This window comes from Streptococcus sp. 339, from assembly GCF_013277285.1.
Classification (GTDB): domain Bacteria; phylum Bacillota; class Bacilli; order Lactobacillales; family Streptococcaceae; genus Streptococcus; species Streptococcus pseudopneumoniae.
Genome location: NZ_VMMR01000021.1, coordinates 1 through 15,148 on the forward strand (window position 1 = coordinate 1; position 15,148 = coordinate 15,148).

The 15,148-nt window shown below is 41.2% G+C and carries 9 protein-coding genes and 2 pseudogenes; 9 read left to right on the plus strand and 2 right to left on the minus strand.

Annotation, left to right across the window (positions count from 1 at the left end; genetic code table 11):
* The 6 genes and pseudogenes from HT736_RS02590 to HT736_RS02615 all read left to right on the plus strand — a co-directional run.
* Nucleotides 1–222, plus strand: a pseudogene (locus HT736_RS02590) (IS30 family transposase); the annotation flags it as partial.
* 41 nt (nucleotides 223–263) lie between these two features.
* A complete protein-coding gene (gene rsmH, locus HT736_RS02595; protein ID WP_138707094.1) occupies nucleotides 264–1,214 on the plus strand; it encodes a 16S rRNA (cytosine(1402)-N(4))-methyltransferase RsmH in 951 nt (316 codons plus the stop codon).
* Between the two features lie 11 nt (nucleotides 1,215–1,225).
* Nucleotides 1,226–1,543 (plus strand): cell division protein FtsL, encoded by a 318-nt coding sequence (ftsL, locus tag HT736_RS02600; protein WP_000840840.1) that lies wholly within the window; start codon nucleotides 1,226–1,228, stop codon nucleotides 1,541–1,543.
* 3 nt (nucleotides 1,544–1,546) lie between these two features.
* Nucleotides 1,547–3,799 (plus strand): penicillin-binding protein 2X, encoded by a 2,253-nt coding sequence (gene pbp2X / locus HT736_RS02605; protein ID WP_172930721.1) that lies wholly within the window; start codon nucleotides 1,547–1,549, stop codon nucleotides 3,797–3,799.
* Between the two features lies 1 nt (nucleotide 3,800).
* The gene (gene mraY / locus HT736_RS02610; RefSeq protein WP_172930722.1) at nucleotides 3,801–4,781 is read left to right on the plus strand and encodes a phospho-N-acetylmuramoyl-pentapeptide-transferase; all 981 of its coding nucleotides are present in this window, start codon (nucleotides 3,801–3,803) and stop codon (nucleotides 4,779–4,781) included.
* Between the two features lie 542 nt (nucleotides 4,782–5,323).
* The gene (locus HT736_RS02615; protein ID WP_172930723.1) at nucleotides 5,324–7,429 is read left to right on the plus strand and encodes an ATP-dependent Clp protease ATP-binding subunit; all 2,106 of its coding nucleotides are present in this window, start codon (nucleotides 5,324–5,326) and stop codon (nucleotides 7,427–7,429) included.
* Between the two features lie 295 nt (nucleotides 7,430–7,724).
* On the opposite strand, the gene HT736_RS02620 is transcribed toward HT736_RS02615, so the two are convergent.
* Complete coding sequence (locus HT736_RS02620; RefSeq protein WP_000032561.1) at nucleotides 7,725–8,207, minus strand: S-ribosylhomocysteine lyase; 483 nt, start codon at nucleotides 8,205–8,207, stop codon at nucleotides 7,725–7,727.
* A 94-nt stretch (nucleotides 8,208–8,301) separates the two neighbouring features.
* Nucleotides 8,302–9,786, minus strand: a complete 1,485-nt coding sequence (locus HT736_RS02625) for a DUF1846 domain-containing protein (RefSeq protein ID WP_044791255.1) — start codon at nucleotides 9,784–9,786, stop codon at nucleotides 8,302–8,304.
* A gap of 152 nt (nucleotides 9,787–9,938) precedes the next feature.
* On the opposite strand from HT736_RS02625, the gene HT736_RS02630 reads away from it, so the two are divergent.
* The 3 genes and pseudogenes from HT736_RS02630 (at nucleotide 9,939) to glf (ending at nucleotide 15,084) form a co-directional block, all read left to right on the plus strand.
* Entirely contained in the window at nucleotides 9,939–11,546 is a 1,608-nt protein-coding gene (locus tag HT736_RS02630) for an alpha-glucosidase (protein ID WP_138700692.1), read from the plus strand.
* A 195-nt stretch (nucleotides 11,547–11,741) separates the two neighbouring features.
* Nucleotides 11,742–13,695, plus strand: a pseudogene (locus HT736_RS02640) (peptide ABC transporter substrate-binding protein).
* 288 nt (nucleotides 13,696–13,983) lie between these two features.
* Nucleotides 13,984–15,084, plus strand: a complete 1,101-nt coding sequence (gene glf / locus HT736_RS02645) for a UDP-galactopyranose mutase (protein ID WP_000272518.1) — start codon at nucleotides 13,984–13,986, stop codon at nucleotides 15,082–15,084.
* Nucleotides 15,085–15,148 lie beyond the last annotated feature (64 nt).

Here is a 15,148-nt window from a genome sequence, read left to right on the forward strand (position 1 = left end):
CCCTATGCCTCTTGGGAAAGGGGAACTAATGAGAATCACAACAGGCTCATTCGGAGATGGTTACCTAAGGGAACTAAGAAAACGACTCCCAAAGAAGTCGCATTCATCGAAAATTGGATTAATAACTATCCTAAAAAATGCTTGAACTACAAATCACCCAGAGAAGACTTCTTCATGGCTAACTTGAACTTGAAATTTGGCCTCCTTGTCCGATTTGTCTGACTAGTGCAAGCTGGTCGGATTTGTGGTAAAATAGATAAGATATGACAAAAGAATTTCATCATGTAACGGTCTTACTCCACGAAACGATTGATATGCTTGACGTAAAGCCCGACGGTATCTACGTTGATGCGACTTTGGGTGGAGCAGGCCATAGCGAATATTTATTAAGCAAATTAAGTGAAAAAGGCCATCTCTATGCCTTTGACCAGGACCAGAATGCCATTGACAATGCGCAACAACGCTTGGCACCTTACATTGAAAAGGGAATGGTGACTTTTATCAAGGATAATTTCCGTCATTTACAGGTACGTTTGCGCGAAGCTGGTGTTCAGGAAATTGATGGAATTTGTTATGACTTGGGAGTGTCTAGCCCTCAATTAGACCAGCGTGAGCGTGGTTTTTCTTATAAAAAGGATGCACCACTGGACATGCGGATGAATCAGGATGCTAGTCTGACAGCCTATGAAGTGGTGAACCACTATGACTATCATGACTTGGTTCGTATTTTCTTCAAGTATGGCGAGGACAAATTCTCTAAACAGATTGCGCGTAAGATTGAACAAGCACGTGACGTCAAGCCTATCGAGACTACGACTGAATTGGCAGAAATTATCAAGTCGGCCAAACCTGCCAAGGAACTCAAGAAGAAGGGCCATCCTGCCAAGCAGATTTTCCAGGCTATTCGGATTGAAGTCAATGATGAACTGGGAGCGGCAGATGAGTCCATCCAGCAGGCTATGGATATGTTGGCTCTGGATGGTAGGATTTCAGTGATTACCTTTCATTCCTTAGAAGACCGCTTGACCAAGCAGTTGTTCAAGGAAGCTTCAACGGTTGAAGTTCCCAAAGGTTTGCCTTTCATCCCAGATGATCTCAAGCCCAAGATGGAATTGGTGTCCCGTAAGCCAATCTTGCCAAGTGCAGAAGAATTAGAAGCCAATAACCGCTCGCACTCAGCCAAGTTGCGCGTGGCCAGAAAAATTCACAAGTAAGAGGAAAAAAGATGGCAGAAAGAATGGAAAAAACAGGTCAAATACTACAGATGCAACTTAAACGGTTTTCGCGTGTGGAAAAAGCTTTTTACTTTTCCATTGCTGTAACCACTCTTATTGTAGCCATTAGTATTATTTTTATGCAGACCAAGCTCTTGCAAGTGCAGAATGATTTGACAAAAATCAATGCGCAGATAGAGGAAAAGAAGACCGAATTGGACGATGCCAAGCAAGAGGTCAATGAACTATTACGTGCAGAACGTTTGAAAGAAATTGCTAATTCACACGATTTGCAATTAAACAATGAAAATATTCGAATAGCGGAGTAAGATATGAAGTGGACAAAAAGAGTAATCCGTTATGCGACCAAAAATCGGAAATCGCCGGCTGAAAACAGACGCAGAGTTGGAAAAAGTCTGAGTTTATTATCTGTCTTTGTTTTTGCCGTTTTTTTAGTCAATTTTGCGGTCATTATTGGGACGGGCACTCGCTTTGGAACAGATTTAGCGAAGGAAGCTAAGAAGGTTCATCAAACCACCCGTACAGTTCCTGCCAAACGTGGGACTATTTATGACCGAAATGGAGTCCCGATTGCTGAGGATGCAACCTCCTATAATGTCTATGCGGTCATTGATGAGAACTATAAGTCAGCAACGGGTAAGATTCTTTACGTAGAAAAAACACAATTTAACAAGGTTGCAGAGGTCTTTCATAAGTATCTGGACATGGAAGAATCCTATGTAAGAGAGCAACTCTCGCAACCTAATCTCAAACAAGTTTCCTTTGGAGCAAAGGGGAATGGGATTACCTATGCCAATATGATGTCTATCAAAAAAGAGTTGGAAACTGCAGAGGTCAAGGGGATTGATTTTACAACCAGTCCCAATCGTAGTTACCCAAACGGACAATTTGCTTCTAGTTTTATCGGACTAGCTCAGCTACATGAAAATGAAGATGGAAGTAAGAGTTTGCTGGGAACCTCTGGAATGGAGAGTTCCTTGAACAGTATTCTTGCAGGGACAGACGGCATTATTACCTATGAAAAGGATCGTCTGGGCAATATTATACCCGGAACAGAACAAGTTTCCCAACAAACGGTGGACGGTAAGGATGTTTATACAACCATTTCCAGCCCCCTCCAGTCCTTTATGGAAACCCAGATGGATGCTTTTCAAGAGAAGGTAAAAGGAAAGTACATGACAGCAACCTTGGTTAGTGCTAAAACGGGGGAGATTCTTGCAACGACGCAGAGACCAACCTTTGATGCCGATACTAAGGAAGGGCTTACGAAGGACTTTGTTTGGCGTGATATCCTCTATCAAAGTAACTATGAGCCAGGGTCAACCATGAAGGTCATGACGCTCGCTGCTGCTATTGATAATAACACTTTCCCAGGAGGAGAAGTTTTCAATAGTAGTGAGTTAAAAGTAGCAGATGCTACTATCCGAGATTGGGACGTCAATGAAGGATTGACTGGTGGCAGAATGATGACATTCTCTCAAGGGTTCGCTCTCTCAAGTAACGTTGGGATGACGCTTCTTGAGCAAAAGATGGGAGATGCTACCTGGTTGGATTATTTAAACCGCTTTAAATTTGGTGTTCCAACCCGTTTCGGTTTGACGGATGAGTATGCTGGTCAGCTTCCTGCGGATAATATTGTCAACATTGCGCAAAGCTCATTTGGACAAGGGATTTCAGTGACCCAGACGCAAATGATTCGTGCCTTCACGGCTATTGCCAATGATGGAGTCATGCTAGAACCTAAATTTATTAGTGCCATTTATGATCCAAATGATCAAACTGCTCGGAAATCACAAAAAGAAGTTGTGGGAAATCCTGTGTCTAAAGATGCAGCGAGCTTGACGCGAACGCATATGGTTTTAGTCGGTACCGATCCAGTATATGGGACTATGTATAATCATAAGACAGGGAAACCAACTGTAACTGTTCCTGGGCAAAATGTAGCCCTCAAGTCTGGTACGGCTGAGATTGCTGACGAGAAAAATGGTGGTTATCTAGTCGGGTTAACCAACTATATTTTCTCAGCTGTATCGATGAATCCGGCTGAAAATCCTGATTTTATCTTGTATGTGACTGTCCAACAACCTGAACATTATTCAGGTATTCAGTTGGGAGAATTTGCCAATCCTATCTTGGAGCGGGCTTCAGCTATGAAAGACTCTCTCAATCTTCAAACAACAGCTAAAGCTTTGGAGCAAGTAAGTCAACAAAGTCCTTATCCTATGCCTAGTGTCAAGGATATTTCACCTGGTGATTTAGCAGAAGAATTGCGTCGCAATCTTGTACAACCCATCGTTGTGGGAACAGGAACGAAGATTAAAAACAGTTCTGCTGAAGAAGGGAAGAATCTTGCCCCGAATCAGCAAGTCCTGATCTTATCTGATAAAGCAGAGGAAGTTCCAGATATGTATGGTTGGACAAAAGAGACTGCTGAGACCTTTGCTAAGTGGCTCAATATAGAACTTGAATTTGAAGGTTCGGGCTCTACTGTGCAGAAGCAAGATGTTCGTGCTAACACAGCTATCAAGGACATTAAAAAAATTACATTAACTTTAGGAGACTAATATGTTTATTTCCATCAGTGCTGGAATCGTGACATTTTTACTAACTTTGGTAGGAATTCCGGCCTTTATCCAATTTTATAGAAAGGCGCAAATTACAGGCCAGCAGATGCATGAGGATGTCAAACAGCATCAGGCAAAAGCTGGGACTCCTACAATGGGAGGTTTGGTTTTCTTAATTACTTCTGTTTTGGTTGCTTTCTTTTTTGCCCTATTTAGTAGCCAATTCAGCAATAATGTGGGAATGATTTTGTTTATCTTAGTCTTGTATGGCTTGGTCGGATTTTTAGATGACTTTCTCAAGGTCTTTCGTAAAATCAATGAGGGGCTTAATCCCAAGCAAAAATTAGCTCTTCAGCTTCTAGGTGGAGTTATCTTCTATCTTTTCTATGAGCGTGGGGGCGATATCCTGTCTGTATTTGGTTATCCAGTTCATTTGGGATTTTTCTATATTTTCTTCGCCCTTTTCTGGCTAGTCGGTTTTTCAAATGCAGTCAACTTGACAGACGGTATTGACGGTCTGGCTAGTATTTCAGTGGCGATTAGTTTGTCTGCCTATGGAGTTATTGCCTATGTGCAAGGCCAGATGGATATTCTCCTGGTGATTTTTGCCATGATTGGTGGTTTGCTCGGTTTCTTCGTCTTTAACCATAAGCCTGCCAAGGTCTTTATGGGAGATGTGGGAAGTTTGGCCCTAGGTGGAATGCTGGCAGCTATTTCTATGGCCCTCCACCAAGAATGGACTCTCTTGATTATTGGAATTGTTTATGTCTTTGAAACAACTTCGGTCATGATGCAAGTCAGCTATTTCAAAATGACTGGTGGTAAACGTATTTTCCGTATGACCCCTGTGCATCACCATTTTGAGCTTGGAGGATTGTCTGGTAAAGGAAATCCTTGGAGCGAGTGGAAGGTTGACTTCTTCTTTTGGGGAGTGGGGCTTCTAGCAAGCCTCCTTACCCTAGCAATTTTATATTTGATGTAAGAATGGCACCCTGATGTTTCAGGGTGTTTTTGCTTTTTAAAAAATATTGGTCAATTAAAGTCAAAACCCTTGACCTTTTCTGACCAATGTAGTATATTATGAACGTAAGGTAAATGAAAGCCTTACGTGAACACTTATGCTCAATGAAAATCAAGAGCAAACTAGGAAGCTAGCTTTAGGCAGCTCAAAACACGGTTTTGAGGTTGTAGATAAGGCGGAGCTGATGTGGTTTGAAGAGTGTAAAAAAACATTGGTCAGTCAAAGTCAAATCCCTTGACCTTTTCTGACTAATGTAGTATATTATGAACGTAAGGTAAATGAAAGCCTTACTAGAACACTTATTTAAAGTAAAATAGAAAGAGGTGGGGTCTATGTTTAATCTAGAAATCTTCAGAAGTAAAGATAGTCTACTCCTGCTTGAAAAAGAAAAACTAGAAATAGTACCTAGAGTAGCGATTTAGCTAGTCTAAATTTTTTAAAACAAAGGTCAAAGATAGTCAATATCAGTAATTATAACTGGTAAACAAAAAGAGGTAAAGAATATGAACAGCAACTTTAATAATTTTAACAACATGGATGATTTATTTAACCAATTGATGGGTGGTATGCGAGGATATAGTTCTGAAAACCGTCGCTACTTGATTAATGGACGTGAAGTGACACCTGAGGAATTTGCTCATTATCGTGCAACTGGTCAATTGCCAGGAAATGCAGAAGTTGATGGCCAAATGCCACAACAGGCTTCAAGTATGAAACAAGACGGTGTCCTTGCTAAACTAGGTCGTAACTTGACAGCAGAAGCGCGTGAGGGCAAGTTGGATCCTGTTATCGGACGAAACAAGGAAATTCAAGAAACATCTGAAATCCTCTCACGCCGCACCAAGAACAATCCTGTTTTGGTCGGAGATGCAGGTGTTGGTAAGACAGCAGTTGTCGAAGGTCTAGCGCAAGCCATTGTGAACGGAGATGTTCCTGCTGCTATCAAGAACAAGGAAATTATTTCTATTGATATCTCAGGTCTTGAGGCTGGTACTCAATACCGTGGTAGCTTTGAAGAAAATGTCCAAAACTTAGTCAATGAAGTGAAAGAAGCAGGGAATATTATCCTCTTCTTTGATGAAATTCACCAAATTCTTGGTGTTGGTAGCACTGGTGGAGACAGTGGTTCTAAAGGACTTGCGGATATTCTCAAGCCAGCTCTCTCTCGTGGAGAATTGACAGTGATTGGGGCAACAACTCAAGACGAATACCGTAACACCATCTTGAAGAATGCTGCTCTTGCTCGTCGTTTCAACGAAGTGAAGGTCAATGCTCCTTCAGCAGAGAATACTTTTAAAATTCTTCAAGGCATTCGTGATCTCTATCAACAACACCACAATGTCATCTTGCCAGACGAAGTCTTGAAAGCAGCGGTGGATTATTCTGTTCAATACATTCCTCAACGTAGCTTGCCAGATAAGGCTATTGACCTTGTCGATGTAACGGCTGCTCACTTGGCGGCTCAACATCCAGTAACAGATGTGCATGCTGTTGAACGAGAAATCGAAACGGAAAAAGACAAGCAAGAAAAAGCAGTTGAAGCAGAAGATTTTGAAGCAGCTCTAAACTATAAAACACGCATTGCAGAATTGGAAAAGAAAATCGAAAACCACACAGAAGATATGAAAGTGACTGCAAGTGTCAATGATGTGGCTGAATCTGTGGAACGAATGACAGGTATCCCAGTATCGCAAATGGGAGCTTCAGATATCGAACGTTTGAAAGATATGGCCCATCGCTTGCAAGACAAGGTGATTGGTCAAGATAAGGCCGTAGAAGCTGTAGCTCGTGCTATCCGTCGTAACCGTGCTGGTTTTGATGAAGGAAATCGCCCAATCGGCAGCTTCCTCTTTGTAGGGTCTACTGGGGTTGGTAAGACGGAGCTTGCTAAGCAATTGGCACTCGATATGTTTGGAACCCAGGATGCGATTATCCGTTTGGATATGTCTGAATACAGTGACCGTACAGCTGTTTCTAAGCTAATTGGTACAACAGCAGGCTATGTGGGTTATGATGACAATAGCAATACCTTAACAGAACGTGTTCGTCGCAATCCATACTCTATCATTCTCTTGGATGAAATTGAAAAGGCTGACCCTCAAGTTATTACCCTTCTCCTCCAAGTTCTAGATGATGGTCGTTTGACAGATGGTCAAGGAAATACAGTAAGCTTCAAGAACACTGTCATTATTGCGACCTCAAATGCTGGATTTGGCTATGAAGCCAACTTGACAGAAGATGCGAATAAACCAGAATTGATGGACCGTTTGAACCCCTTCTTCCGTCCAGAATTCCTCAACCGCTTTAATGCAGTCATCGAGTTCTCACACTTGACTAAGGAAGACCTTTCTAAGATTGTAGATTTGATGTTGGCTGAAGTTAACCAAACCTTGGCTAAGAAAGACATTGACTTGGTAGTCAGTCAAGCGGCTAAAGATTATATCACAGAAGAAGGTTACGACGAAGTCATGGGGGTTCGTCCTCTCCGTCGCGTGGTTGAACAAGAAATTCGTGATAAGGTGACAGACTTCCACTTAGATCATTTAGATGCTAAACATCTGGAAGCAGATATGGAAGATGGCGTTTTGGTTATTCGTGAGAAAGCCTAAGATAGAATTTTGAGGATAAAAAAGAAGGAGCCAGCTGAAAAAAACTGGTTCCTTTTGAGGTACGACGGGCATGTCGTGTAGTAGAGGTGTACTATTCTAGTTTCAGTCTACTATAGTAGCTCAGAAGTCGGTACTTAAACGTGCTATATCAAAACCAGTCCTGGAAAAACGTGGACTGGTTTCGTGTTTGGATTATTACCTTGAACGACATGCGTTAAAAGTTAGTTGAACCGCCGTATGCCGAACGGCACGTGCGGTGGTGTGAGAGGGGCTAGAGATTATCCCCTACTCGATTTTAAATCACATGACGTTCAAAGGCATCATCTGAAATCCCTTGTTCCAAGATGAGTTTTGCCCATTCTTTAGCAGAGAAGAGGCTGTGGTCCTTGTAGTTTCCGCAAGATTCGATGGTTGTCCCTGGGACATCTTCCCAAGTAGTAGTTTCAGCGATTTCCTTGAGCGAATCCTTGATAACAGCTGCGATTTTAGCACTGGCGTGACGTCCCCACATAATCATGTGGAAGCCTGTGCGGCAACCAAATGGTGAACAGTCAATCATGCCGTCAATGCGGGTACGGATGAGTTTGGCTAAGAGGTGCTCGATAGTGTGAAGGCCGGCAGTAGGGATCGAGTCTTCATTGGGTTGCACTAAACGAATATCATAATTGGAGATGACATCTCCCTTTGGCCCTGTTTCTTCCCCAATCAAGCGAACATAGGGTGCTTTGACAATGGTGTGGTCAAGTTCAAAACTTTCGACAATAACTTCTTTTGACATGGTAAATCCTTTCAGTTTTCTTCTCTCATTATATCATAAAGGTTGCTCCTGAGACAGAGAGAAAACCTCTCCGAGGCTGGAGAGGTTGAAATCTTTACTTACGATATAAGCGGTCGTATTGGTAGTATGGGTCAAAGGTTACGTTGATACCCAGTTTACGAAGGACATTCTTGTCTTCATCAGTCAAGATGATGGTTGAGTGGGCTTCGCTTCCTTTGAGGTTGCCGAGTTCTTCCATAGCGCGGGCAGCATCAGGATTTTCTGTAGCTGTGATAGCAAGTGCAATCAGGATTTCATTTGAATGAAGGCGTGGATTGTGGCTACCGAGATGATCGATTTTAAGACCTTGGATTGGCTTAACAACTTCAGGCTCGATTAGTTTTACTTCTTTAGCGATGTCAGCTGATTTTTTGATGGCGTTGATCAAGGCAGCGGCTGTAGGGCCAAAGAGTTCTGAGTTCTTACCAGTGACGATTTCCCCATTTGGCAATTCAAAGGCTAGGGCTGGTCCACCAGTTTCTTCTGCTTTTTGGCGCGCAACGACAGCAACCTTACGGTCTGCAGGTGTGATACCGAGGTCGTTCATGAGCAACTCAATTTTCTTGACGGCAGCTTCGCCAACTTTTTCAGCTTTGAAGTCAAGAACTGTTTGATAGTAACGGCGGATGATTTCTTGTTTAGAAGCTTCGACAGCAGCCTCGTCATCTGTAATAGCGAAACCAACCATGTTGACACCCATATCTGTCGGTGAAGCGTATGGTGATTTTCCGAGAATACGTTCCAACATGCGCTTGAGCACTGGGAAGATTTCGATATCACGGTTGTAGTTGACAGTGGTTTCTCCATAGGTTTGAAGATGGAAGGGGTCAATCATGTTGACATCATCAAGGTCAGCTGTGGCAGCTTCATAAGCCAAGTTAACTGGGTGATGAAGGGGAAGATTCCAAACAGGGAAGGTTTCAAATTTAGCGTAGCCAGACTTGATGCCATTGATTTGGTCGTGGTACATATTGGACATACACGTTGCCAATTTTCCAGAACCGGGTCCAGGAGCGGTTACGACAATCAAGTTGCGACTGGTTTTGATGTAGTCGTTTTTGCCCATGCCTTCTGGGGAAATGATGTGATCCATATCCGTCGGATATCCTTTGATTGGATAATGAAGATAAGAATCAATTCCGTTTTTCTCAAGTTGGTTGCGGAAGGCATCTGCAGCGGGTTGGCCAGCGTATTGTGTAATGACAACGGAGCCGACAAAAATCCCTAATTCATTGAATTTGTCAATCAAACGAAGAACTTCTTGGTCATAAGAAATGCCTAAGTCGCCACGTGCTTTGGAATGTTCAATGTTGCTAGCATTAATGGCAATCACAACCTCAACCTGCTCTTTCAATTCTTGCAAGAGCTTGATTTTGTTGTCAGGTTCATAACCAGGAAGGACACGAGCAGCGTGGAAATCTTCTAACATTTTACCGCCAAATTCTAAGTAGAGTTTGCCGTCAAATTGGTTAATGCGTTCCAAAATATGGTCGCGTTGTAAATTCAAATATTGTTCAGAACTAAAAGCTTGTTTTTTCATTTTTTTACCTCTGACCTCTATTATAATAAAAAATTGGAAGTTAGGAAACTATGGAGTTAAAAAAGGAATCAAAAAGATTAGGCGAACGCTTGCATAAAAATCTGAAAAGCGCTATCATAGACTATAGATTATTAAAATAATGAGGTAAGAAGATGCAAGAAAAATGGTGGCACAATGCCGTAGTTTATCAAGTTTATCCAAAGAGTTTCATGGACAGCAACGGAGATGGAATTGGCGATTTGCCAGGAATTACCAGTAAGTTAGACTATCTAGCCAAGCTAGGGATTACAGCGATTTGGCTTTCTCCCGTTTATGACAGCCCTATGGATGATAATGGCTACGATATTGCTGATTATCAAGCGATTGCAACGATTTTTGGAACCATGGAGGATATGGATCAACTGATTGCGGAAGCTAAGAAGCGTGATATTCGTATCATCATGGACTTGGTGGTCAATCATACCTCGGATGAACATGCTTGGTTTGTAGAGGCCTGTGAAAATCCTAATAGCCCTGAGCGAGACTACTATATCTGGCGCGATGAACCCAATGACCTAGATTCTATCTTTAGTGGGTCTGCTTGGGAATACGATGAAAAGTCAGGTCAATACTATCTCCACTTTTTCAGTAAGAAACAGCCGGATCTCAACTGGGAAAATGAAAAACTTCGCCAGAAAATTTATGATATGATGGACTTCTGGATTGATAAAGGTATTGGTGGTTTCCGTATGGATGTTATTGACATGATTGGCAAAATTCCTGACGAGAAGGTAGTCAATAATGGTCCTATGCTTCATCCCTATCTCAAGGAAATGAATCAGGCGACCTTTGGAGATAAGGATCTCTTGACAGTAGGGGAGACTTGGGGAGCAACGCCAGAGATTGCCAAGCTCTACTCTGATCCAAAGGGGCAAGAATTGTCTATGGTCTTCCAGTTTGAACATATCGGTCTTCAGTATCAGGAAGGTCAGCCTAAATGGCACTATCAAAAAGAGCTGAATATCGCTAAGTTAAAAGAAATCTTCAACAAATGGCAGACAGAGTTAGGAGTTGAGGACGGCTGGAATTCCCTCTTCTGGAACAACCATGACCTCCCTCGTATTGTCTCAATCTGGGGAAATGACCAAGAATACCGCGAAAAATCTGCCAAAGCCTTTGCAATCTTACTTCATCTCATGAGAGGAACTCCTTATATCTACCAAGGTGAGGAGATTGGGATGACCAACTATCCGTTTGAAACACTGGATCAAGTAGAAGATATTGAATCTCTCAACTATGCGCGTGAGGCTCTTGAAAAAGGTGTTCCGCTGGAAGAAATTATGGACAGTATCCGTGTCATTGGACGTGACAATGCCCGTACCCCTATGCAATGGGACGAGAGCAAAAACGCCGGTTTCTCGGCAGGTCAGCCTTGGTTGGCGGTTAATCCAAATTACGAGATGATCAATGTCCAAGAAGCGCTGGCAAGTTCAGATTCTATTTTCTATACCTATCAGAAACTGGTCCAAATTCGCAAGGAGAATAGCTGGCTAATTCGAGCTGACTTTGAATTGCTTGACACGGCTGACAAGGTCTTTGCCTATATCCGTAAAGATGGCGACCGTCGTTTCCTAGTTGTGGCTAACTTGTCCAATGAAGAGCAAGACTTGGCAGTAGAAGGAAACGTCAAATCGGTCTTGATTGAAAACACCCTAGCTCAAGAAGTCTTTGAAAAACAAATCTTAGCTCCATGGGATGCTTTCTGTGTGGAATTACTATAAATATTTTTTACAGAAAAATTTAAAATTGAAATCGCATAAAAACAAGGGAGGGCTGTATGAAAAGGCAGAAATCCTTTGTTTTTTATAACCAAGGTTTATAAACTTTCATTCTCGAAATTCAATTAACTTTACAAATTTCCACTATTTTGGTAAAACAAACCTATGTTACAAAAACTAACATAAAGTAGAAGGGAGATGAATACAAAAAAGAGTGTCCTTAGTGCAGGCCTGACTTTTGCATTTGCCTTGCTTTTAGCTGCTTGCGGACAATCAGGTTCAGATACAAAAACTTACTCATCAACCTTTAGTGGAAATCCAACTGCATTTAACTACTTGTTAGACTACTACGCTGATAATACAGCCATCATTACCAACCTAGTTGATGGTTTGCTTGAAAATGACAATTACGGAAATCTAGTTCCGTCTTTAGCAGAGGACTGGTCTGTTTCAAGCGGCGGTCTGACTTATACTTACAAATTGAGAAAAGTGCCAAATGGTTCACGGCTGACGGTGAAGAGTACGCCCCAGTTAAGGCGCAAGATTTTGTGACAGGTATCAAGTACGCAGTGGATAATAAATCACAGGCCATTGACTTGATTCAAAACTCGATTAAGGGCTTGACTGATTATATTACAGGAGCGGATTCTGACTTTTCTAAGGTTGGGGTGAAGGCCATTGACGACCAGACTGTTGAGTATACTTTGTCACGGCCAGAACCTTACTGGAACTCAAAAACAACCAACAGTATTCTTTTCCCAGTAAACGAAGAGTTTTTAAACTCAAAAGGGAAAGATTTTGGTACCCTATCTCCAGATAGTATTCTCTACAGCGGACCTTATTTGTTAAAAGATTTCACATCAAAATCATCAATTGAGTATGTGAAAAATCCGCATTACTATGATCATGATAAAGTATCAATTGAACATGTGAAATTGGCCTATTTTGATGGTTCAGACCAAGAATTGACCATCCGTAACTTTGAAAGTGGAGCTTATTCTATCGCTGGGGTTTATCCAAATAGTTCTAACTTTGCTAAGACCAAGGAGAAATATAAGGATAATATCGTCTATAGCTTGCAGGACAAGACTTCTTGGTATTTCAATTTCAACGTTAACCGTAAGGCCTACAATCACACTGCTAAAACGACAGATGAGCAGAAGAAGTCAACTGAGACAGCTGTTTTGAACAAGAACTTCCGCCAAGCGGTGAACTTTGCCTTGGACCGCACAGCCTATTCTGCTCAGTCAAATGGGGAAGAAGCAGCTAGCAAGACTCTTCGTAACACCCTAGTGCCTCCTACATTTGTCCAAGTTGGAGACAAGACCTTTGGAGAAGTAGTCGCTTCTAAATTGGTCAACTACGGAACAGAATGGTCAGGTATTAACCTGGCAGATGCTCAGGATGCCTACTTCAACAAAGAAAAAGCCCAAGCAAAATTTGCGGAAGCTAAAAAAATTGGCAAGTCAAGGTGTGACTTTCCCAATTCACTTGGATGTTGCAGTTGATTAGACAAGTAAAAATGCTGTGACAGGCATGAACTCAGTTAAGTAGACCCTTGAGTCGGTTTTGGGGGCTGATAACATCGTCATTGATGTTCAGCAACTTTCAACAGATGATTTTAATAATGTAGCCTTCTTAGCACCGACAGCAGCTGATAGAGACTATGATTTGAACTTTGATGGCTGGGTAGGTGACTATCAAGATCCATCAACTTATCTCAATCCTTTCAATGCAGAGGATGGATTCTACCTTAAGATTTTTGGACTAGATGCCAAGGAAGATAAGGAAAAATCACTAGCCTAGGTCTGGATACTTATACTAATATACTTAAAGATGCAGATAGTGAAAATAAAGATGTAGCCAAACGTTACGAAAAATATGCTGAAGCACAGGCTTGGATGATTGATAATTCTCTGATTATGTCAGCTATGTCAAGTGGTGGAACAGCATCTGTAACCAAAGTAACGCCATTTACAAGAGGCTATTCATTGGCTGGTATTAAGGGTGATGGCAATAACTACAAGTACATGAAACTGCAAAAGACACTGTGACGACTAAACAGTTTGAAGAAGCTAAGACCAAATGGGATCAAGAAAGTAAAAAAGCAATCGAAAAAGCCCAAAAAGAAGCAGAAAAACATGTTAAATAGTTAGAAATAGCCTTTTCAAGGAAAATCATAAAGACAAACATCAGTTTTGGTGCTTGTCTTTTTAAATCACTCGGATATTGAAAACTGAGAAATGATTTGTTTTGTGCTAAAATAGATTGAAACGAATACTCAATAAAAATCAAAGAGTAACTGGGAAGTCAGCTCAAAATACTGTTTTGAGGTTGCAGATGGACGCTGACGTGCTTTGAAGAGATTTTCGAAGAGTATAAAGATCCTCTCTTTTACTATAGTTAAGGAGATGTAAAGATAAGTGATAAGGAAGAGACTATGTACGACTATCTAATCGTTGGTGCTGGTTTGTCGGGAGCAATTTTTGCTTATGAGGCGACTAAGCGTGGAAAAAAAGTAAAAGTTATTGATAAACGTGACCACATTGGTGGAAATATCTACTGTGAGAATGTAGAAGGGGTTAATGTTCATAAATATGGTGCCCATATCTTTCATACTTCTAATAAAAAAGTTTGGGACTATGTCAATCAATTCGCTGAGTTTAACAATTATATCAACTCGCCTCTAGCTAATTACAAGGGTAGCCTTTATAATCTACCTTTCAATATGAATACTTTCTATGCTATGTGGGGTACAAAAACTCCTCAAGAAGTGAAAGATAAGATTGCTGATCAAACGGCTCATATGAAGGACGTTGAACCTAAAAACTTGGAAGAACAGGCTATCAAGTTGATTGGTCCAGATATTTATGAAAAATTGATTAAAGGATATACTGAAAAGCAATGGGGACGTTCTGCTACTGACCTTCCACCGTTTATTATTAAACGTCTACCAGTTCGTTTGACCTTTGATAATAATTATTTCAATGACCGTTACCAAGGAATTCCAATTGGTGGGTATAATGTCATTATCGAAAATATGCTCAAGGATGTGGAAGTAGAACTTGGTCTTGACTTTTTTGCCAATCGTCAAGAATTAGAAGCTTCTGCTGAAAAAGTTGTCTTTACAGGGATGATTGACCAATACTTTGATTATAAACATGGTGAGTTAGAATACCGTAGTCTTCGTTTTGAGCATGAAGTTTTTGATGAAGAAAACTATCAAGGAAATGCTGTAGTGAACTACACAGAGCGAGAAATTCCTTATACTCGCATTATTGAGCATAAACATTTTGAGTATGGTACACAAGCTAAAACGGTTATTACTCGAGAATACCCAGCTGATTGGAAACGTGGAGATGAGCCTTATTATCCAATCAATGATGAGAGAAACAATGCTATATTTTCCAAATATCAGGAAGAAGCGGCAACAAATGACAAGGTTATTTTCTGTGGTCGTTTAGCAGATTATAAATACTACGACATGCATGTGGTCATCGAACGGGCTTTGGAAGTGGTCGAGGAAGAGTTGGGACAATAATGCAAGGATTCCGTTATTTTAGAATCTTTGCTACTTAAGATTTTTATACTAAACTAAAATAAAA